At 52.4% G+C, this 21,113-nt stretch carries 14 protein-coding genes and 1 tRNA gene; 8 read left to right on the top strand and 7 right to left on the bottom strand.

The window, feature by feature from the left end:
- The first annotated feature begins 185 nt into the window (after nucleotides 1-185).
- Nucleotides 186-1,733 carry a methionine--tRNA ligase gene (gene metG / locus HMPREF2625_RS09730; RefSeq protein WP_070524205.1) on the top strand — a complete coding sequence of 516 codons (1,548 nt, stop codon included), beginning with the start codon at nucleotides 186-188 and terminating at the stop codon, nucleotides 1,731-1,733.
- A gap of 173 nt (nucleotides 1,734-1,906) precedes the next feature.
- Here the strand turns inward: metG and HMPREF2625_RS09725 are convergent, their stop codons facing one another.
- From HMPREF2625_RS09725 to HMPREF2625_RS09695, 7 genes are all read right to left on the bottom strand, one after another.
- Nucleotides 1,907-4,633, bottom strand: a complete 2,727-nt coding sequence (locus HMPREF2625_RS09725; protein WP_070524203.1) for an ABC transporter permease — start codon at nucleotides 4,631-4,633, stop codon at nucleotides 1,907-1,909.
- Between the two features lie 2 nt (nucleotides 4,634-4,635).
- Nucleotides 4,636-5,397 carry an ABC transporter ATP-binding protein gene (locus tag HMPREF2625_RS09720; protein WP_048755222.1) on the bottom strand — a complete coding sequence of 254 codons (762 nt, stop codon included), beginning with the start codon at nucleotides 5,395-5,397 and terminating at the stop codon, nucleotides 4,636-4,638.
- A 396-nt stretch (nucleotides 5,398-5,793) separates the two neighbouring features.
- The gene (locus HMPREF2625_RS09715) at nucleotides 5,794-8,550 is read right to left on the bottom strand and encodes an ABC transporter permease (RefSeq protein WP_070524201.1); all 2,757 of its coding nucleotides are present in this window, start codon (nucleotides 8,548-8,550) and stop codon (nucleotides 5,794-5,796) included.
- Nucleotides 8,551-8,552: 2 nt separating this feature from the next.
- Entirely contained in the window at nucleotides 8,553-9,314 is a 762-nt protein-coding gene (locus HMPREF2625_RS09710) for an ABC transporter ATP-binding protein (RefSeq protein ID WP_070524199.1), read from the bottom strand.
- 252 nt (nucleotides 9,315-9,566) lie between these two features.
- Nucleotides 9,567-12,383 (bottom strand): ABC transporter permease, encoded by a 2,817-nt coding sequence (locus HMPREF2625_RS09705; RefSeq protein ID WP_048755224.1) that lies wholly within the window; start codon nucleotides 12,381-12,383, stop codon nucleotides 9,567-9,569.
- Between the two features lie 147 nt (nucleotides 12,384-12,530).
- Nucleotides 12,531-13,256 carry a response regulator gene (locus tag HMPREF2625_RS09700; protein ID WP_048755225.1) on the bottom strand — a complete coding sequence of 242 codons (726 nt, stop codon included), beginning with the start codon at nucleotides 13,254-13,256 and terminating at the stop codon, nucleotides 12,531-12,533.
- A gap of 48 nt (nucleotides 13,257-13,304) precedes the next feature.
- On the bottom strand, nucleotides 13,305-14,501 hold the full coding sequence (locus HMPREF2625_RS09695; protein ID WP_239664793.1) for a sensor histidine kinase: 1,197 nt from the start codon (nucleotides 14,499-14,501) through the stop codon (nucleotides 13,305-13,307).
- 278 nt (nucleotides 14,502-14,779) lie between these two features.
- Here HMPREF2625_RS09695 and HMPREF2625_RS09690 point away from each other — a divergent pair, with 278 nt between their 5' ends.
- From HMPREF2625_RS09690 to HMPREF2625_RS09660, 7 genes are all read left to right on the top strand, one after another.
- A complete protein-coding gene (locus HMPREF2625_RS09690; protein WP_048755227.1) occupies nucleotides 14,780-15,835 on the top strand; it encodes a 3-isopropylmalate dehydrogenase in 1,056 nt (351 codons plus the stop codon).
- A gap of 249 nt (nucleotides 15,836-16,084) precedes the next feature.
- Nucleotides 16,085-17,182, top strand: a complete 1,098-nt coding sequence (locus HMPREF2625_RS09685) for a branched-chain amino acid aminotransferase (protein WP_048755228.1) — start codon at nucleotides 16,085-16,087, stop codon at nucleotides 17,180-17,182.
- A 137-nt stretch (nucleotides 17,183-17,319) separates the two neighbouring features.
- A complete protein-coding gene (locus HMPREF2625_RS09680; RefSeq protein WP_048755319.1) occupies nucleotides 17,320-18,075 on the top strand; it encodes a fumarylacetoacetate hydrolase family protein in 756 nt (251 codons plus the stop codon).
- Between the two features lie 100 nt (nucleotides 18,076-18,175).
- Nucleotides 18,176-19,690 (top strand): glutamate--tRNA ligase, encoded by a 1,515-nt coding sequence (gene gltX, locus HMPREF2625_RS09675; protein ID WP_070524197.1) that lies wholly within the window; start codon nucleotides 18,176-18,178, stop codon nucleotides 19,688-19,690.
- A gap of 170 nt (nucleotides 19,691-19,860) precedes the next feature.
- Complete coding sequence (locus HMPREF2625_RS09670; protein ID WP_238382419.1) at nucleotides 19,861-20,172, top strand: hypothetical protein; 312 nt, start codon at nucleotides 19,861-19,863, stop codon at nucleotides 20,170-20,172.
- Complete coding sequence (locus HMPREF2625_RS09665) at nucleotides 20,169-20,534, top strand: hypothetical protein (protein WP_070524194.1); 366 nt, start codon at nucleotides 20,169-20,171, stop codon at nucleotides 20,532-20,534. Before HMPREF2625_RS09670 ends, HMPREF2625_RS09665 begins: the two co-directional genes overlap by 4 nt.
- Nucleotides 20,535-20,789: 255 nt before the next feature.
- Nucleotides 20,790-20,862, top strand: a tRNA-Gly gene (locus HMPREF2625_RS09660).
- Nucleotides 20,863-21,113 lie beyond the last annotated feature (251 nt).

Genomic DNA, 21,113 nt, shown 5'->3' with positions numbered 1-21,113 from the left:
TGCTGTAAACACAGGCGACCCCTTCTCACATGCTGCGTGCTGAGCACCGTCACGGGGTGTAGCGTGCAACATGTGCGAGGGGATCTGCTACTGCAGCTGGGATTGTGCGCGGGTACATGACGGCGGCTTGTCGTATTACTCTTTCGCCGCATCTATGCTGAAAAACTGCGGTAAGATTAATAATTATGAGTGCTACCCCCTTCTACATCACGACTGCGATTTCTTACCCCAATGGAAACCCCCACATCGGTCACGCCTATGAGACCATTGCTGCCGATGTGCTGGCACGTTTCAAGCGACTCGACGGTTTTGACGTGCGCTTTATGACGGGCACCGATGAACACGGGCAGAAGATGCAGACCACCGCTGAGAAACAGGGGAAAACCGCTAAAGAACTCGCCGATGAGAATTCCGCCCGTTTCAAGGCGATGAATGACGCTCTCGGCATTAGTTACGATCGCTTTATTCGCACTACGGATCCGGACCATTATGAGGCATCCCAGGCAATCTGGAAGCGTATGGAAGAGAACGGGGATATCTACCTCGATAAATATGCTGGATGGTACTCCGTGCGCGATGAAGCCTATTACGCCGAGGACGAGACCGAAGAACGCGACGGGCAGCGCTACGCCATTTCTACCGGAACGGAAGTCGAATGGACTGAGGAAGAATCTTATTTCTTCCGCCTCTCAAAGTATGCCGATAAACTTCTGGATCTCTATAAGAATGAAGGGTATGTTTTCCCTGAATCGCGTCGCAATGAGCTGATCTCATTCGTCAAGGGCGGTTTGAACGACCTTTCGATTTCACGCACCACCTTCGATTGGGGCGTTCCTGTGCCTGGCAACGATAAACATGTCATGTACGTGTGGGTGGATGCGCTGACTAACTACCTGACCGGGCTTGGCTACCCCAATACAGGCGGGGAATTATTCACGAAATACTGGCCCGCCGATCTGCACCTGATTGGTAAGGACATTACCCGTTTCCACTCTATCTACTGGCCTGCGTTCCTCTGGTCTGCCGGTCTTGAGCTGCCCAAACGCGTATTTGGGCACGGGTTCCTGCTGGTCAATGGCGAGAAAATGTCGAAATCGGTGGGTAACGTGGTGGACCCCGCAGATCTTGTGGCAGCGTTCGGGCTGGATCAGGTCCGATTCTTCCTATTACGCGAGGTTTCTTTTGGACAAGACGGCTCATACTCCGAAGAATCTATTATCAACCGTATTAATTCTGATTTGGCGAATAACCTGGGCAATCTGGCGCAGCGTTCGCTCTCAATGGTGGCGAAGAACTGCGATGGCAAGGTACCGACCCCCGGAGAGTTTACTGAGGCGGATCGCAAGATTTTGGCTGATGCTGCCGCCCTGTATGAGCCGGTTCGCGCGGACTATGATGAGCAGGCATTCCACCGTGCCTTAGAGCGCATCTGGACGGTTCTTGCCGATACGAATGCTTACTTTGCGGAACAGGAACCGTGGACTCTGCGCAAAAACGGCGAGTTTGAGCGCATGAATACCGTACTCTACGTGACCCTTGAGGTGGTGCGCCAGGTTGCTATCCTCATGCAGCCGGTGATGCCCGCCTCCATGGCGAAGCTGCTGGATCTGCTGGGTGTTGCTGAAGGTGATGCGCGCCAGTTTACCGCGCTGGGTGATGCCCTGGTCGCCGGTGCTGAGCTTCCGGCCCCGTCGCCGGTGTTTCCCCGGTATGAGGAGCCGAAAGAGGCGTAACCGGCACGTATCTTCATACGCTAAAAGTCCCGGAAGCAACGAATACCGTTGCCTCCGGGACTTTCTGTTGCTCGTAATGTTGGCGGGCTACTGCTGTGAGGGCAGGAAGAAGCCCCCGGCTCCAACCGACAAAAGCACCGGGGGCTTTTCCCCTTCCGGGGATCCTTATGAGGTTAGCGGGACCTTAGCCCCTCCACTGGGGATTGCCGTGCCGACCGGAAGGCCGGGATGGCCGATGCCGCGAATGCGGCGAGTAGGCCCACTACCAACACGAGTACCATGCCAGTAATTGGCAGGGCCGGTACCATTTCCATGGATTCACGTATGGACCGCACCAGTACTCGTGAAAGAACTAAACCAATGAGTACGCCTGAGACGATGCCCATCGCCAGCGCTCCGAGGGTGATCATGACGGCTTCGGTTGAGACCATGCGGCGCAGCTGCTTGCGGGACAGGCCCAGTGAGCGGAGCATCGCGTTCTCGCGGCGGCGCTCGTTCACCGACAGGGTCATAGTGTTTGCCACACCAATCACCGCAATAACGACTGCCAGTGTCAGCAGGATCAGGGACGCATTGAGCATAATACTCAGATTCTGATCGTTACTCTTACGAATACTCAGTCCGCCCTGGAACTCGGTTCCGTCATTTGCCTTAGCAAGCTCGCTCTGCAGCTGGCTGTTATCGGAGCTGGTGAGCGGGGTCTTTGCCCGCATGAGCACCATAGTTGCGGTACCGCGTGCCGCAAAGCTGCGTGCCAGGGCCGGGTTTTCCTTGGCAGCCTTCATGAGCGCTTCCTGTGCGGCGGGGTCTTCCGGCATAGCCTGCTCACTAGTGGCTGGCTGCGGGTTGGAGGCATCCTGCACCTTAGCACCGGTTGCCGGGTTCACCACGAAGAACGGCTCTTTGGTCTCTGCCTTAATGGGTTTGGCCTCGACCGTTCCCAGCGGCCCGGTGAGCTTCAGACGGGTGTTGTTATCGAACTTGCCCAAGTCCCAAATATCCTGGGGTACGAGCACCTCGTCGTCCTTCAGGTTAATGTTGGAATCGCCGGTGGATACCTTGTGCAGGTCGTCATTGCTCAGGGACATCACATTGTCTTTGAGGTTAATGGAGTCTGCATTATCGGGTTTTGCGGTGTATTCGATTACGCCCGCAGCCGAGCCAACACTAACGGCTTCAACGTTTTTAAGGCCCTTAATCTTATCGGCCACGTTCTTTGCCTTGGTCACGCTTGCACTGCTATTGGTCACGGTGGACTCACCGAACGGTGCGTACGCTGTTACCGGGTATAGCCTATCCAGCTCTTTGGCGATGGATGTGCTCAAAACCGAGTGGCCAGTTAGCACGATGCCAATCACCAGGGTTCCCACCAGCACGGCGCGCCCGGTTGAAACGGTGCGTTTGGGCGAGCGCAGGGAGTTCGCCAATGCGAGTTTACCGGTCTGCCCGCGCAGTACCGACCCAATAATCCGAACGAGCGGCAGCAGGATCCACGGGGTGAGCAGGAATACCGCCAACGCGTAGAAGAGGCACGCCCACATGATGGTGGTAATGGCAGTGCCGCCGTTATTATCCTTCAGCGCGACGGCGGTGAGAATACCGCCCGCAATGGCGAAGACGACGCCGATGATTCCCCCAATGATGCTGGGCTTCTTCACGGCCTGCTCGGTGTTTGCGCTCATGGCGCTAATGGGGGAGATGCGCAGGGCAGTACGGGCCGGGACGAGTGAGGCGAGCACGGTCACAACGGTGCACATGAGCACACCCACAATAAACGCTACGGGGGAGAAACTGACAATAAACGTGCTGAACATTGCGTTCAAAATCCCGCCGACTGCATACACCGCCGCCGAACCAATAATGGAGAAGAACAGGCCAATCACTAGCGACTCCATAAGCAGCATTCGCACCAGCGAACCACCGCGGGCACCAAGGGTGCGCAGTAAGGCGAGCTCACGAGTCCGTTGGCCCACCAGCACCGCGAAAGTGTTCGAAATGACGAATGAGGAAACCAGCAGAGCCAGAATTGCGAAGGCAATGAGGATAGTACCCAGTGCGTCGAAGAGTGATGAGAGCTGCTTCTTGAGGTGGTCCATCATCTGCGTGTTAGAGAGCACCTTGGGGGTGGTGTTCTTATCGCCGGTGTTCAGCTCTTTCTGCAGGGCATCGCGCGATTCCTGGGTATTATTCTTGAGCTTAATGAAGGCCTGAGGTGCCATGGGTTTGGAGGGGTCTGAGACGATCCCACCCTCTTCATCGGCAAGCTGACGCGCGATATCCGCAAGGCTGGTGCCACCAATGAAAATATTGTCGCTCATCTGCGAATCTGAGATACCGGTGTTGAAAGTAGCCGTGAGGGTATACTCGGTGTCTTTCGCATTGTCCTTATCGGTAGCTGAGGTGACAATATTAGGCATGGTCACCTTATCACCGATTTTCAGATTGTGTTTCTCAGCGAAACTCTTAGCAACCAGGAGTTCTGTATCTTTAGACGGGAGATTCCCCTCAATATTGAAGGGCGAAAGGTCCTTTGACGACGGTGTAGAAGCGTATGTTACCTTCTCTTTATCGGCCCCGTAGGTGCCGGAAAAAGCGTATAGAATCCAGGATGAGCTAACCTCTGGGGACTCCTGAAGCTTCTTAATCGTGTCATTGGACATCGGCAACTTAGCGGTGGAGTTCGCGCCTTGGCTCTCCATACCCGCAGAAATCACCACGTTTTGGGAGTTAGCGTAGATATCGCCAATGGTCGCATCCAGCGTCGCCTGAAGCGAGGAGGTAAGCATTAGCACCGCCGAAATGAAGAACGACGAAATGGCAATACCAATACCCGTGAGAATATATTTCTTCTTGGAGGCGCGCAGGTTCGCCCGCGCCACCGTATTAAGCGTTGCAGCCAATGTTATTCACCTTCCAACTGGCCCATAGCCTGAAGCACCGCGTCGTGGGTGGGATTAAGCATTTCGCCAGCAATCATGCCGTCTTTGAGGAAGACCACGCGGTCTGCGTAGGAGGCAGCGTGCGCATCGTGCGTGACCATGAGGATAGTTTGCTGGTGCTCGGTTGCCGCATCCCGAAGAAGCCGCAGGACCTCAGCTCCGGAGTTTGAATCGAGGTTGCCGGTGGGTTCGTCGGCGAAGACGACGTCCGGACGGGAGAGCAACGCACGCACAATAGCGACGCGTTGCTGTTGACCGCCGGAGAGTTGTTCGGGACGGTGATCCAGACGTTTTTGCAGCCCTAGGGTTTGAACAAGGTAGTCGCGCCACACCGAATCGGGCTTTTTACCGGCCAAGCCGAGCGGCAAATCGATGTTCTGCCCGGCGGTAAGGGTTGGAACTAGGTTGAATGCCTGGAAAATGAACCCGACATGCTCACGGCGGAATTCGGTAAGCTGATTGTCTTTTTGTCCGTAGAGGTCGGTATCGCCGATGCGAATAATCGTCTCTGGATTACGATCTGGAGTATCGAGCGTGGCGAGAGTTTGCATTAGGGTTGATTTACCAGAGCCGGAAGGCCCCATGATGGCGGTGAACTTGCCGTACTCGAAGTCGATGCTCACATTGTTAAGGGCATGAACGATGGCTTCGCCCGTGCCGTAGGTCTTGGACAGATTACGTGTTGCTACCGCAGGTTCGTATGCGGGAATTGTTGATGTGCTCATGATTTAATTGTTTCAAGATTGCAAAAATATATCCCCTGACATTTGTCATCCTTTGAGCTGAAATTCTTGAAGGCAAAATAAATGGCACTCATACTTTTGGATGAGAAATACTAGGGATTGAAAAAAGCAAGCCTCCTTAAGGATGAAAATACCCACGAAGAAGAAAAATAATTAAAATAAAAAATTTAGAGTCTATGCAATAATTATGGACAGTATTTTGATCCCTAGAAAGTAAGAATATATAGACTATTTAGATCTATAAAAGTGGGTTTTCTAAGTTTTATATCCGGGACTTCTACACGTAAAAATAACTCGGGAGCGCGAACCACATAAAAAGGGCAAACTCCCTAATGTGGGGAGTTCGCCCTTTTCGATGCAGGTTATTTCGCCAATCGACTAGCCTCGCATGCCCTCCACAGGGGAGAGACGGGCCGATCGGGCCGCTGGTAATATCGAGGCAACGAACGCCGATACCAGACCTACCAGCAGAACAAAGAACAATCCAAGGTAAGGAAGATCAATGACGACTTCAGTAGAAGAACTGGTACCTGCAATCACAACCTTAGCGGCGGCAATACCAATTCCAACACCCGCGAGGATGCCTAGGATCACGGCTCCTAAGGTAATCAGAATTGCCTCGGCTGAAATCATGCGACGCAGCTGTTTGCGGGAGAGACCCAGTGAGCGAAGCATCGCATTCTCGCGGCGACGCTCGTTCACCGACAAAGTCATCGTATTGGCTACACCGATAATCGAGATGACTACGGCCAGGGCAAGAAGAACTAATGTGAAGATCAGCATGATCATCATAATCTGATCAAATTGCTGGCGTCCCTGCAAACCACCGGTGAATTCGTTACCGTCATTAGCCTTGGTGAGCTGTTCCTGAAGAGTCGAGTTTGCACTTGAGGAAAGCGGTGACTTGGCGTGAACGAGCACCATAGTCTGGGCACCGGTAGCCCCACTTGTCGATGATGCAGCAGAGCTCTGCTCCCCAGCATCCGGGGCAGCTTCTGCAGGAACTTGAGCGTTTTCAGGAGCCTGTGATGAATCCAGCAGAGGCTTTGGATCTGAGGCGTTCTGCAGCTTGGCACCGGTCGTGGGATTCACAATATATAGCGACATATTGTTGCTGGTGGACTTGATGGGTTTTAACTCTACCGTCCCCAGAGGACCACGTGCTTTAAGGCGAGTGGAGTCATTGAAGTGGGCATTATCATAAAGGGCAGCCGAGACAAGCACGGTATCATCTTCGAGCTGATGTGACCCTTCAGTCGGAATGACCTTTGTGAGATCGTCGTGGCTGAGTGCTACCAGATTCTCGGTGCGATTCTGTGCTTCACCACCGTCTTTCGGAGGAACCGTGAAATCAACGGTACCCGCTGCAGAAGCCACAGCAACACTATCGACGTTTTCCAAACCGCGAACTTTATCAGCGACAGAGCGCGCCTTATTGACGCTCTCAGATCCTGCTGTAGGTCCGGTACCGTAGGTGGCTGCCGCAGAGATCGGGTATAGCTTATCCATCGCGTTCGCCACGGTGGATGTCATGATGGAATATCCGGTCAGTACTGTAGTGACGACAAGTGCGCCTACCAGGACCGCACGCCCGGTCGAAACGGTACGTTTCGGGGAACGCAGTGCATTTGCTACCGCCAATTTTCCGGTCTGGTTGCGGAAGACTGAGCCCAGGACACGAACAAGGGGCAGAAGAAGCCACGGGGTCAGCATAAAGACCGCAATGCCCAGCAGAAGCGCGGCAATCATAACGAGAAGAACAGAGGTTCCTGCATTTGAGCTATCGTTATTCTGCGTGATGGTGTTGAACGCAACGATCATGAGTGCACCGCCGCCAGCACCGATAACAAGACCCGCAATAAGGCCTGCGATGTTCGGCTTCTTGACCGCCTGAGCCGTAGTTTCGCCCATCGCGCTGATGGGAGAAATCTTCAAAGCGGTACGCGCCGGAGCAAGCGAGGCAATAACCGTGACCAAGGTGCACAGTACAACACCGACAACAAAAGCCATCGGATCGTAAGAAACCATGAAACTATTATTGGATAGCGCACTCAGCAACGCCGCGATCGGATACACGAGAACCGCGCCGATAGTGGAGAAAATGACGCCCACAACAAGCGATTCAACCACAAGCATACGTACCAAGGACGAGCCCTGTGCCCCTAGAGTACGTAACAACGCCAGTTCGCGGATGCGCTGTCCCACGAGAACCGCAAAGGTATTCGAGATAACGAACGAAGAAACCAACAGCGCTAATGCGGCAAAGGCGCCTAAGATGACACCGAGGAACGTGAATATCGTGGAGAGCTGTTTCTTTACAACCTCCATGTACTCAGGACCGGACATAACAGAAGGCTCAGTTTTTTTGTTACCCGTGTTGAGTTTCTTCTGCAGCTCTGCGCGAGCAGCGGCGTCGTCCGTTCCTTTGAACTTGACGTATGCCATGCTGGCACCGGGAACGGCGTAGTTTGCAGAAGAAGCACCCCCAGCATTTTTGAGCGCCTTGTTAGCTGCCTCCCCATAGGAAGTTCCGCCAATAAACATAGCATTATTCGTATCGGAGCCTGAGAATCCGACATCAAAAATACCGGTGATGGTGTACTCGCGCGTAGTTCCTGTATTTGGGTCAGAGATCGACGCGACTACATCGGGGGAACTGACCTTAGAATTAAGTTGAAGATTATGCTTTTGTGCAAAATCTTTCGAGACCATCAGCTCGGTGTCTGAGGTCGGCAATTTACCTTCAAAGTCGAAGGGAAAAAGATCTGCACTGTTAGGCGCTTGGGTATAAGAAACTTGAGTTTTATCTGGACCAAACTTACCCCGACCCTGGTAGACGATCCACGACTGATCGACTGAATCATCATTCTGAATATTTTTGATGCTCTCTTCATCCAGATAGATATTTGCTTCAGTGTTAGAGTTATCGCGCGCATAGGAAGAGACAACAACGTTATCTGCTTTGGAAAGAATGCCATTTACCGATGCATTTAGAGTTCCCTGCAGAGAGCTGACTAATACAATAACGGCAGCAATAAAAAATGAAGAAATTGCGATACCGATTCCAGTAAGAATATATTTTCCTTTAGACGCGCGTAAATTAGCGCGTCCCACCGTATTAAGCGTTGTAGCCAATGTTATTCACCTTCCAACTGTCCCATGGCGTTTAGAACAGCATCGTGGGTAGGTTTGAGCATTTCGCCAGCTATGGCACCGTCTTTGAGGAAGACTACACGGTCTGCGTAGGATGCTGCGTGTGCATCGTGGGTCACCATGAGGATGGTTTGCTGATGCTCGGTCGCTGCGGTTCGCAGGAGCTTGAGTACTTCGGTGCCAGAGTTTGAATCGAGGTTGCCGGTGGGCTCGTCGGCGAATACGACGTCCGGGCGGGAGAGTAGTGCGCGTACGATGGCGACGCGTTGTTGCTGACCACCGGAGAGCTGTTCGGGACGGTGGCTGAGCCGTTTTGTTAGACCCAAAGTCTCCACAAGATAATCGCGCCAAATAGGATCAGGCTTTTTGCCTGCCAGGCCGAGCGGCAAGTCGATATTCTGTCCGGCGGTGAGGGTTGGTACCAGGTTGAAAGCCTGGAAAATAAAGCCGATATGTTCGCGACGAAACTCGGTTAACTCTTTATCTCGCCGACCGTATAGCTCGGTATCGGCAATTTTGATGCTGGTGTTGGGGTTAACATCCGGGGTATCTAGGGTTGCCAAAGTCTGCATAAGGGTAGATTTACCGGAGCCGGAAGGCCCCATAATAGCGGTAAATTTACCCTGTTCGAAAGAAACTGTTACGTTATTGAGGGCATGTACCGTCGCTTCACCTGTGCCGTAAGTCTTGCTCAGGTTTTGGGCGGTAACAGCTGGTTTAACAGAAGTATCTAATGTAGTAGTCATAACACCAATTATCCCAAACTAGAATGAAAACCTGTGGGAGGTTTTATCATACTTTTGGGTGATTTCTGGAGTTCTGTCTCTAAAATAACCGTAACTATTTTCAAGGTAAAGTTAGTGAAAATACAGGCAATATTATAAGTAGAGTACTTTCTCAGGAATGTATGCGAGAATAATATATTAAGTAGGAATGTGTTCTATTAAATACTTGGTACAGGTAGTAATTTTTATATGCTGCATAGAATCTGCACAGACTCAGTCTTCTCGAAGCGCCTGAACTGGTGAGACTTTTGAGGCGCGTACGGAGGGAACCCACGAAGCTAAGACAGCAAGTCCTAAAGCGCCGAAGAATGCTATACAGTATTCCGTCAGGGGAATTCGGTAGATGATCTCAATGTTCTGTGGCGTGATAGCGCGTGTCAGGATAAACCCGGCAAGCGTGCCGCCGATGAGAGCAACCAGCAGCGCTGAGAGCGTGATAAGAATAGCTTCCATCATGATGGCGGAACGTAATTGCTGACGAGAAAGCCCTAGAGTGCGGAGGAGCGCATTTTCGCGGCTTCGTTCATGGGCTGAGAGCATCAAGGTATTACTTACCCCTAACACCGAAATCAGCACCATAAGAGCAATAATAGCCAGAATGGCGTACATGATAACGATAAGGGAAATTTCGACAGCAGCGCGCATCTCTAGAATGCCCGCGAGATATAACCCGTGTGTTGTACGGGAAATATCCGTTAGATCATTCCGTAATTCTGTACTTTCATCAGAACTCAATCCTTGTTTGGCGCGCACTACCACATAGGACTCTCCAGTGGAAGAAGAACCTTCAAGAAGCTGGGGATGATCAAGATCCTGTACCTTGGCGGCGGTCTCACGTGAGATATAGGGGGTATGGTCATCAGTTTGTGAGTACACCGCAGTAAGTCGTACGTCTCCACGCGGTCCATGAAGTGTAAAACTAGGTGGCTTATGCCCTTGCAAGGCATGTTGTTCTGAGCGAGGCAGAACCACCACATCACCCTGCAATATCGTTTCGGAGGTACCAGGCAATACTATGTCAATATCCTGGGGTGAAACCGCATAGGCAGCGGGAAGATCAGTATGGTCAGGAGTGCCAGCTGCAGCACTGGGATTACTGTTTGCTTCATTCACCGGCCCATCTGAAGTTGTGGGAGTATGAGAATCATCATCGCAGGTGAGGTTTCCCGCATATTGTATAAACGCTTCAGACTGCACGGACGGCAATTCTTGGACCCTGCGCTGCGCATCCTGTGCCTGGTGCATATACCGTTCTGCAGTGGATTCAGAATTCTGAGAATTGCGTGCAGTAGAGGAGTTACCCTCCGTATCCTTGGAGCCATTAAACGTTAGAACCGCTGCCGGATGGTCTGTCTGCTGTATAAAGCTTGTGACAGATGCCTTAAGGGTCACATAACCTGTAAGCACCATAGCTATAAGCATCATTCCTACGAGGAGGGCTCGCCCGGTCGATACCATACGTGCCGGAGAACGCAGTGCATTTTTACACGCGATAGACCCCGTTAGGGTACGCGCTATCAGAGAGGACCAGAACTTCACGAGCGGTGAAAGTATTTTATGGGCTGCCGTCAAAATAGCAAAGCATAAGAGAGCAGCAGCAATAATACCTACAACAAGCACTTGAACGCTATGGGTGCCCTCCATGCCATCAGGTACGTGCTCAGAGGATTTACTCATGAAGACTGCATACGCCGTAATACCCGCCACAAGCAATAACAGAGCGATAACCCCCTGACGCTTACCGTAGGTAGAAACCTGCTGTATTACGCCATCACGAAGCCCTTGCACAGGCGATACTTTTGATGCTGCATAGGCGGGTTTGAGAGCGGCGATCCAGGTGACGGCAACACACACTGGCAGAGTAACTCCCAAAGGGACCAGGGAAAAAGTGAAAACCAATGTATGAGCGGCCCACGACGTGATAACCGCCCAAAGAGCGTAGGCAAGTGTAATACCTAAAGAAGCTGCGAGAACTCCCAAAACCGTAGATTCTGCCAGCACTATAGTGAGAAGATTGGGGCGGCTGGCTCCTAAAGTACGCAGCAGAGCGAGCTCGCGGGTGCGCTGAGAAAGCAACACGCTAAATGTATTGGTGATAACAAAAGCAGAGACCATGAGGGCTAATGCTGCCAGACCTAAAAGGGCTGCGGTGAGCAGATCATTGGCAAAACCTATGTCCGGTTCTAATTTGTGGGCATATTCATGCGCTGGCACTACATACCCATGATCGCCGTGGTGCGCGGTAAATTCCCGCTTAAAATCTTCAACCGAAACACCCTCACGAAGCTTGACCGCAACTATATGTGCATCATGAACAATATTTGTTTTATGCTCGCGATGAGCAATTTTAGATGTCGTTGTCAGCATAGTGCCACCGGCAAAAACTGTTATTGAATCTTCAGATCCCAGGGGCGGAGAGTGGAAAGTACCAGTGATCGTATATTCCTTGGTGGGCAAGGAATCTTCTAAAGATAGTGTGCCGCCCTCAAAATTTGTAATGGATGTGGGAGTGGGCAGCTTTATTGTTGTGACCGGGTCAATGCCGTGAAATTTATCGCCTATATTGAGATGCAAAGACTCACGAAGCGACTCTGGGAGCAGAATTTCATGATCATTCTGTGGCATTCGCCCCTGTACCTGATAAGGAAACAAATCCGGGTCAGTGGGAGCTTGCGAAAGCGCATAGGGCACAGGGTCGCCCGGTGCGTCATGATACATAGATGAAACTACCGAGTCTTCCCGGATACCAGCCACCTGGGGGCTATTACGGATATCTTCAACTTCCTCAACCGAAAGAGCGCCTGACGAGTTCTCCTTGGCTTGCCCCGAGATGTTGGTAGCAACAACCGCATCGCTGTTACGTACCTGATTGCCGTAGTGCTCCACATATGTGGCGGAAATGATTGTATTGAGAAGAAGCACGGCACTCAGGAAAAAAGCTGCAACCGCAATGCCCAGCCCCGTCAAAATATATTTACGCCAAGATGCGCGCAGATTTGCATATATCAACGAGAGCAGAGAGGAGATCATGTAAAAAATCCTGTGGCGTACTACATCATAAATATCAGTCTACTGTATAACCGTAAATGTTGGCTTGACGGATATTCATCATTCTCAAGAATGATTTTTCAGCCTTTTTACAGGTTCTGTCCTCAACGGTAGATGTAGACAAGGAGCCTATGAAACAATCCCGGCCTCATACGCCATAATCACGGCCTGAACCCTATCGCGGGCATCAAGTTTTGCCAGAACATGGGAGACGTGGGTCTTAATCGTGGCCTCTGACAGCACGAGCGCACGGCTGATCTCTACATTGGAAAGACCCTGCGCAATCAGACGAAGTACCTCATGCTCACGCGGAGAAAGAGTCTGCATGAGTTCTTGGTGCAGAAGCTGCGGCTCCTCCTGAGGAGTGGGGGCAACACTGGCAGAATCCTGTTCCGAATGAACCTCCAACACCGGAATCATATGTTCCAGCAGGCGGCGTGTAGCGGAAGGGGCGATCACCGCATCACCGCGGTGTATTGTTCGAATCGCCCCCAGAAGTTCTTCGGGAGGTGCATCCTTCAGCAAAAAACCGCTTGCCCCGGCACGTACCGCCGCATAGACATATTCGTCGACGTCGAAGGTAGTCAGCATAATAACCCTGGAATCAGGAACGTTGAGCTCTAGAATACTTTTTGCAGCCTCCAGCCCATCCATAATAGGCATACGAACATCCATAAGAACCACCTGAGGGGCGGTACCTTCTTCAGCCATACGGGCATAGCTATCAACCGCCGCTGCGCCGTCATCAGCTTCAAGAACAACCTGCAGATCGGGCTGAGAATTGATAAGCATCTTCAAACCGCCGCGCACAAGTTGCTGGTCATCAACCAGCATCACGGTAATCTGTTCGTTCATAGGATTTCCTTCAATATGTTCTGTCACTTTTACAATACTGGCTTCCTGTTACGTTTCGCGGTACGGCAGCCAAGCCTTCACGCTAAAACCACCCTGCAGATCCGGGCCGTAATGCAGGGTTCCGCCATACATTGTGATGCGCTCGCGCATACCCAAGAGACCGTTACCGCTGCCCGGCACAAAGGAATATGGAGCATCCGAGCTGTTGTGATGAGCCGGAGCGCTGTTGTACACGTCCAAATACAGGCCATCTCGTTTCCACGCAGCCGAAAGGGTAACGATCTCAGCATCGCGGGCGTGTTTAACAATATTGGTGAGCGCTTCCTGGATTACACGATATGCCGCTAGATCAGCTCCCTGAGGGAGGGCGCCGTTTATGGTACCGGTAATGCCAGCGAAGTCGATATTAACTCCCGACCTGCGAGCCTGCGCAACCAGAGCGGGAATTTCGTGAATTGTAGGCGCTGGAGCGTACATGGTGTCTTCGTCGGTACGAAGAACCCCCAGAAGGGAACGCATCTGCGTGAGAGAATCGCGTGCGGTGATCGCAATAGTTTCGAGCGTCTGTTCCGCGATAGAGGCGTCATGCTCCTGAAGGTTAGTCGTTTCGGCGGGCTGAGCCGTCGTGGTCCGTATCGCGGCTGCGGCATACCTGGCGCCGTCAGCCTGCGTGATAATGCTGGAAAGTGAATGCGCCACAATATCGTGCATTTCTCGGGCGATGCGGGTGCGCTCGTCCTGTGCCGCAAGACGCCGTTCCTGTTCCTGCTCAAATTCGAGGCGCATCGCTCGCTCTCGAAGCTCATCCTGGCGAATAATGCGAGTACGCCTTGAATCACCGATAAACCAGAGCACGGAATAAATCGCACCGCATAAGGTTGTAATGATAATCGAGCTTATAACAGCGGCAAATTGTTCGCCCCGCGGAAGTAGCATGACGAAAAGCTGAACCCCTACCGCAAAGGCACCAATCCAGCCCGCAATAAACATGCGGACCCGCAGCTTCTTCTTCCAGTGCCTGCCGATATGATAAGCCGCTACGCCTACCGGAAAATACAGATGAACGGGCAAAACATCCGGAATAAATAGAGTGAGAGCGGTGGAGACGAGAACAAACCAGATTGCCCCGTAAGGATGCCGGTACCGAAAATAAAGGGCGGTCGTATTGATGCATGCAATGAAAAAAGTAATGCCGCTATCCCTATAGGACATTGCAAGAGCTATGAGCAGAACAAACATCTGCATGAAAGCAACTACCGTGATATTAAACCAGCGGTAGTTCCTATCTATGTAGTTGTTAATTCGGCTCGTTAGATCCATGGGTTAAGTGTAACGTTCGCCCTCAAAACAGGTAATCACTCGGAAGGATGAATTTTGTACGTACTCGTGTAGGTCATGAGGCTGCAAAATCTGGAATAAGACCTCTCAAAACTGCGAGATTATGCGGGAATATATATGCCCATACTCTGAGAATCATGGCCTAAAATCTGCGCAATTGTTCGTGCCAGCAGTAGGGTAGAGGTATGACTACTGAACGTTCCATCAACCTTGCCGTGATCGCTGGCGACGGCATCGGACCTGAAATTATTACCGAGGCGCAGCGTGTGCTTCAACGCGCCTGCGAGCTTGACTCTATTCGCGTAGATTCCACCGACTATAAACTTGGCGCCGAGCACTGGCTTAAAACCGGCGAGACCCTGCCCGAGAGTACGATGGAGTCTCTCAAACAGCACGATGCGATTCTTTTCGGCGCTATTGGTGCCGATCCGCGCAGCGGCAAGATCCCCTCAGGGCTGATCGAACGTGAAATGCTTTTGAAGCTGCGCTTCTCATTTGACCATTACATTAACCTGCGTCCCGCACGGCTGTACCCGGGGGCAGTGTCGCCGCTGAGCAATCCCGGAGAGATCGACTTCGTGGTGGTACGCGAAGGTACCGAAGGGCCCTACGTGGGTAATGGAGGAACGATTCGCGGCGGTACCGATGCCGAAATCGCAACCGAAGTATCCATCAATACCGCGCACGGTGTTCGTCGGCTAATCCGCTACGCCTTCGAACTGGCACAGTCCCGCCGTAAGAAGCTGACCCTCATCCACAAAACAAATGTGCTCGTACACGCTGGTCGTTTGTACACCCGTCTTTTTGAAGAGATCGGGCGCGAATTCCCCGAAGTGCAAACCGATTACCTGCATGTTGATGCGGCAACAATTTTCATGACCACCGATCCCTCGCGTTTCGACGTGATCGTAACCGATAACCTGTTTGGCGACATCCTGACCGATCAGGCGGGTGCAGTGACCGGAGGTATTGGCTACGCGGCCTCAGGCAATATTAACGCGGTAGGGGAGTTCCCCTCAATGTTTGAGCCCGTGCATGGTTCAGCCCCCGACATCGCGGGGCAGAACAAAGCGAACCCGACCGCCGCAATCCTCGCGGGAGCAATGCTTCTGCGGCACCTAGGCTATGAGTCGACGGCGGTCCGTATTGAGGATGCGGTCGAGGCCGATATGCGTGCCAACGGCGCCCGCACCCGAGGCACCGACGAAGTTGGTAACGATGTCTTAGGGTTCCTAAGCTAGTTAAGGCTGAGGCAGCTTACGCCCCGCCTTCGATTTTCACGATATGGGCGGCGGTGGGTTGCGTGTGCGTTGTGCCTATTCATCAGGTACTCTAAAACATGTGCAACGGGCACATCCGCCCCGTCGTCCGCTGGCGTGGTCACAAGCCGCACTGATGAGCTTCGTAAGCGATGCCGCTTCTGCCTCCCACCTTGAGGTTCGCGCCGCCGATGCTATTGGCAGAGAGAATTGACAGAATAGGATTACACCATGGCACTTGAATTTAGCCGTGAAAAGAACCCCGCCCCCGCGAGTGACGAACGCCGAGCCGAGATTCTTGCCGACCCCGGGTTTGGCGACTATTTTACGGATCATATGGTCAGCATCGACTGGAACGGTGATTATAAAACCGGCGGTGAATGGTCGAACGCGCGGGTGCATGCCTACGGTCCGCTCAGCTTAGATCCCGCCGCTGCGGTTTTTCACTATGGTCAGGAAATCTTCGAGGGTATTAAAGGCTACCGTCATTCGGATGGGTCGGTGTGGACGTTCCGACCCGAGAAGAACGCGGCGCGCTTGAACCGCTCGGCGCATCGTATGGCGCTGCCTCAGTTGCCCGAAGAGACCTTTATCGAGTCCCTGAAGCAGCTGGTACAGGCAGACGAAAAATGGGTTCCCAGCGGTGAGGGAGAGGCGTTTTACTTCCGTCCGTTTATGATTGCAACCGAGGCATATCTGGGGGTTCGCCCTGCTCGTCACGTGGAGTATCACGTGATTGGGTCGCCTGCTGGCAACTACTTCGGTACCCCCGAGCCGGTGGACATTTGGCTGTCCACGAAGTATGCTCGCGCTGGTGAAGGCGGTACTGGCACCGCAAAATGCGGCGGTAACTATGCTGCCGCCATGATCGCCCAGCTTGAAGGTGAAGAAAACGGCTGTAAACAGGTGATCTTCAAAGACTCGCACCGCAACGATGCTCTTGAAGAGCTGGGCGGCATGAACGTATTCTTCATCTACGGTAAAGAGAATAAGTTGGTAACCCCCGAACTTACCGGAACTATTCTAGAGGGCGTTACCCGTTCCTCAATTTTGCAGCTGGCGAAGGATCGCGGAATGACCGTTGAGGAACGCCCCATCACCCTCAGCGAGTGGCGTGACGGTGTGGCTTCTGGCGATATTACAGAGGTGTGTGCCTGCGGTACCGCAGCGGTCATTGCCCCTATTGGAAAGCTCAAGGCTACTGATTTTGAGATTCCCGCGGCTTCCGAAGGATTTGGCGAGATTTCCAAGAGCTTGCGTGAAGAGCTCGTGGGCATTCAGACCGGTACGGTAGAGGACCGTCATGGCTGGCTGACCCGCCTCGTCTAATAACCCCCGGTTACTGCGCCGGGCGCATCCGTGAAACGTGCAGAGAGTGACTTTCCGACGATAAGCTCTACTTTTCAACCGGAAAGTCACTTTTTTGCGTATCGAGAGGGGCATGAATGACTGGTACTCTAGAAGGTATGCGTATTGCACGATTTACCGTAGATAACGATCTTCATTATGGTGTGGTTGAAGGAGAGGACGGCAGCGAAGTTTTGCATGTTCTCGCGGGCGATCCGTTTTACTCCGGTGTTGAAACCACCTCGAAGACTTATCAGCTTGAGGACGTTCGCCTGCTTGCCCCCATCATTCCACGCTCCAAGGTGATTGGTGCTCTTGCTAATTGGGCGGGTACCCCGGCTCCTGCTGCCCCACAGTTCTTCATCAAGCCAAATACGACGGTAGTCGGCCCTGGTGATCCAGTGATTCTCCCCGAGTATTCTGAGGCGGTCAGCGTTGAAGGCGAGCTGGCGGTTATTATCGGTCGTATTGCAAAGTCGGTGCCGCTGGAACGTGTGCATGAGGTCGTTTTTGGGTACACCGTAGCCAACGATCTGACGGCACGTGACGTTATGGAGACGGACACGCAGTGGACTCGTGCGAAAAGCTTTGACGGCTCAACCCCACTGGGACCCTGGATCGAAACGGAGCTTGATACCGACTCGCTGAATATCACGAGCTGGGTTGATGGTGACGTAGTGCAGGAAGGCAATACCTCTGATATGCACTACTCGGTGGCGGAACTCGTGTCCGCTGCATCTGAGATCTTTACGCTTCTTCCAGGAGATATTATCTTGACCGGAACCCCTGCGGGTACCAGCGTCCTTCGTGATGGTCAGGAGGTCGAGGTTGAGGTCGAAGGCATTGGGGCCCTGGTAACCCGCATCCGCAGTTAGAGCCCAGTTTAGGCTGAGAGAGCTAAACATAGATTCCTCAGCGCTATAGAACGCACAGCAGCATGATTTTGAGATACACAAGTTCAGGAGAAAACTTACTATGACCGAATATCCCGGTCCTAATCTGCACGATCCACGCGAAACTCGCGTACGCTTTTGTCCTTCACCGACCGGAACCCCGCACGTGGGCATGGTACGTACAGCCCTGTTTAACTGGGCTTATGCGCGCCATACCGGCGGTAAGCTCATTTTCCGTATTGAGGATACCGATGCGGCACGCGATTCGGAAGAATCGTTCAATCAAGTGCTCGACAGTCTGCACTGGCTGGGCATTAACTGGGACGAAGGTGTGGGCGTAGGCGGCCCCCATGAACCGTATCGTCAGTCTGAACGCAAACGTGAGGACATTTACCAGAAGGTTTTCGAGAAGCTCATTGAGGGCGGGTATGTCTATGAGGATTTCTCGACCCCCGATGAGGTGCGGGAACGCCGTAAAGCAGCGGGGCAGGATCCTCAGCTCGGCTACGATAACTATGATCGTCACCTGAGTGACGAGCAGAAAGAGGCTTTCCGCGCCGAAGGTCGTAAGCCCGTATGGCGTTTGCGTATGCCCGATGAGGATATTACGTTCAACGACCTTGTGCGTGGTGAGATTACCTTCAAAGCCGGGTCTGTCCCGGACTACGTCGTAGTGCGTTCTAGCGGTGACCCCCTGTATACTTTCGTGAACCCTGTGGACGATGCTTTGATGGGCGTAACCCACGTGCTTCGCGGCGAAGATCTATTGTCTTCAACTCCGCGCCAAATTGCACTGTACCGGGCACTGATTGATACGGGCGTTACCACATTTATCCCCGAGTTTGGGCATCTTCCCTATGTGATGGGGCAGGGGAATAAGAAACTGTCGAAGCGCGATCCCGAATCGAATCTCTTCCTGCTGCGCGATGCCGGTTTTATTAAAGAAGGTCTGCTGAACTACCTGTCTCTGCTGGGCTGGTCACTATCCGCAGATCAGGACGTTTTCTCAGTTGATGACCTAGTGGCTCACTTCGACATTCACGATGTGGTAGGCAATCCGGCACGTTTTGACGTCAAGAAGGCAGAGGCTATTAACGGCGATCATATTCGTCGTTTGGAGGCGGACGATTTCCGAAACCGCCTGGTGCCCTATCTACAGGCCGCTGGTGTTGTTGGTGAGGAACTTTCAGCACGTGAAGAGCAGATTCTGACGGAGGCTGCTCCCTTGGTACAGGAACGTATGCAGCTCTTGGGGGAAGCCCCGAAGCTTCTGGCATTCCTCTTCAAAGCTGATGAAGAGATCACGATTGCCGATGACGCCCGTAAACAGCTTAAAGAATCTGCGCCTCAGGTTCTTGCTGCCGCTTTAGAGGCACTTGAACCCCTCGAAGTCTGGGATGCAGCAAGTATCGAATCTGCCCTGCGCTCCGCTATCGTGGAGGGGCTTGAGATCAAACCGCGTTTGGCATTCGGACCGGTACGTATCGCCGTTTCGGGTGAGCGTATTTCGCCCCCGCTCTTTGAATCCATGGAGATTCTGGGGAAGGAATCTTCTCTCAACCGTGTGCGGGCTTTGGCTGCTGAGCTCGGGGCGTAGCCCGAACGCATAGCCGTATCTTTTTTGAAAAGAAGAACTCGGTGGTTCACGAGTTTGCGCGAGCCACCGGGTTTTTCTGCGCGCAAGAGACGCCTACACATTGTGCGCTAGAGGAATGTAGGGCTCTCGGCTTATGCTGGTTATACGGTCGTGCATCGTGGGAGGTGAAGGTGAACCATAACAAATACATTGTGCGTGCTTTGCGCAAAGGAACCGTGATGGCGTTTGCGAATGCATCAATTGTGTTGCTTATTGCCACTATTGCGGATGCAGTGAGATCTATCTGGACCATTGTGATAATTGTGTTAGCCAGCGCCTTAGCGTATTTCGCGGCGTATCATGAAGCTAAGTTTGATGATGAACAGATTGCACGTGAACGTGAAGCAGGCGGACACCAGCCGGGAGGCGAAGCCCTGGTGGGGGATAGCCCCCTAGAAAACACCCAAGAGCGGCTGGAAATTGGTGAGGAGGATAAAGCATGACTCGACGCGATGTAACATTTGCCGCCATCATGTCTGCCGTAGCATTGGCAGTTTACATAGGCGTGAAGGTTTGGTTGGGCGGTCACTGGGACTGGGTAACCTTCGTCATTTGGGTTCTGGCCGCGCTTCTCTTTGGGTTTGGCATTATTTATGCGAAGTCGTTCTTGATCCGCATGGTAGATGAGATGACTGAGGATGGAGTAACGCCCAGCGAAGGGGAGCGCCGCACTGGGGTCGGTACGGGTTCCGAACGTAATTCTCATGCGGAATCCATCGCGGATGCTGCCGTTGAGTCTTCTGCTGAGCACGCGCATCACCTGGGACATCAGCATCATCGCCGGCAGGAATCCTCGAACTTGTAACATCCTGCAGCGTATTGGCGTGCTCTAAACGCCTGTAAAGGGCATCATATAGAAAATATACGTGCTTGCTCTCATGTCTATAAGCCCTAGTCAGCATGATGTAGGTCTGAGGAAAATAGTGAGCTGGAGAATATCATGAAAAGATTTATGCGTGTAAGAGTTGCGGGTTATCAAACGGTACAGTATAGTATTTACCTGTGAGCGCGTCGGAATGAATGAAGGTTCCGGCTCGTTATTTTGTGAAAACAGAATATTGCGGTTGTAGCTCAGTTGGTAGAGCACCACCTTGCCAAGGTGGATGTCGCGAGTTCAAGTCTCGTCAACCGCTCTGAGAAAGCCCTGAAGTAATCTTCAGGGCTTTTTTGTGCGCATGTCGTAAGGAACCGTAAATGTTGGTTTATCTTCCGTGGAAATTCGGGGATTCTGCCGTGCTCCAAGATTTTGATGACGATAAGTCTCTAAGAAAATAAACGTCATAGATGATATTTCTATTGCTTTTTGGGAGGAAAGACGTGAGTATAGGGGGTACACCTTCTTAGGTACTCCTACCCTAAGTTTTAACTATAGGGTAACTAATTT

The sequence above is a fragment of the Rothia sp. HMSC064D08 genome (assembly GCF_001809525.1).
GTDB lineage: Bacteria > Actinomycetota > Actinomycetes > Actinomycetales > Micrococcaceae > Rothia > Rothia dentocariosa.
This window is presented reverse-complemented; position numbering and strand designations above follow the sequence as displayed.

Excerpts from the sequence above, each read along its gene's own strand:
- gltX (WP_070524197.1), top strand. The coding sequence starts at position 18,176 with ATGACCGAATATCCCGGTCCTAATCTGCACGATCCACGCGAAACTCGC.
- HMPREF2625_RS09690 (WP_048755227.1), top strand. The coding sequence starts at position 14,780 with ATGACTACTGAACGTTCCATCAACCTTGCCGTGATCGCTGGCGACGGC.
- HMPREF2625_RS09685 (WP_048755228.1), top strand. The coding sequence starts at position 16,085 with ATGGCACTTGAATTTAGCCGTGAAAAGAACCCCGCCCCCGCGAGTGAC.
- HMPREF2625_RS09720 (WP_048755222.1), bottom strand. The coding sequence starts at position 5,397 with ATGAGCACATCAACAATTCCCGCATACGAACCTGCGGTAGCAACACGT.
- HMPREF2625_RS09700 (WP_048755225.1), bottom strand. The coding sequence starts at position 13,256 with ATGAACGAACAGATTACCGTGATGCTGGTTGATGACCAGCAACTTGTG.
- HMPREF2625_RS09705 (WP_048755224.1), bottom strand. The coding sequence starts at position 12,383 with ATGATCTCCTCTCTGCTCTCGTTGATATATGCAAATCTGCGCGCATCT.
- HMPREF2625_RS09710 (WP_070524199.1), bottom strand. The coding sequence starts at position 9,314 with ATGACTACTACATTAGATACTTCTGTTAAACCAGCTGTTACCGCCCAA.
- metG (WP_070524205.1), top strand. The coding sequence starts at position 186 with ATGAGTGCTACCCCCTTCTACATCACGACTGCGATTTCTTACCCCAAT.
- HMPREF2625_RS09695 (WP_239664793.1), bottom strand. The coding sequence starts at position 14,501 with ATGCAGATGTTTGTTCTGCTCATAGCTCTTGCAATGTCCTATAGGGAT.
- HMPREF2625_RS09680 (WP_048755319.1), top strand. The coding sequence starts at position 17,320 with ATGCGTATTGCACGATTTACCGTAGATAACGATCTTCATTATGGTGTG.
- HMPREF2625_RS09665 (WP_070524194.1), top strand. The coding sequence starts at position 20,169 with ATGACTCGACGCGATGTAACATTTGCCGCCATCATGTCTGCCGTAGCA.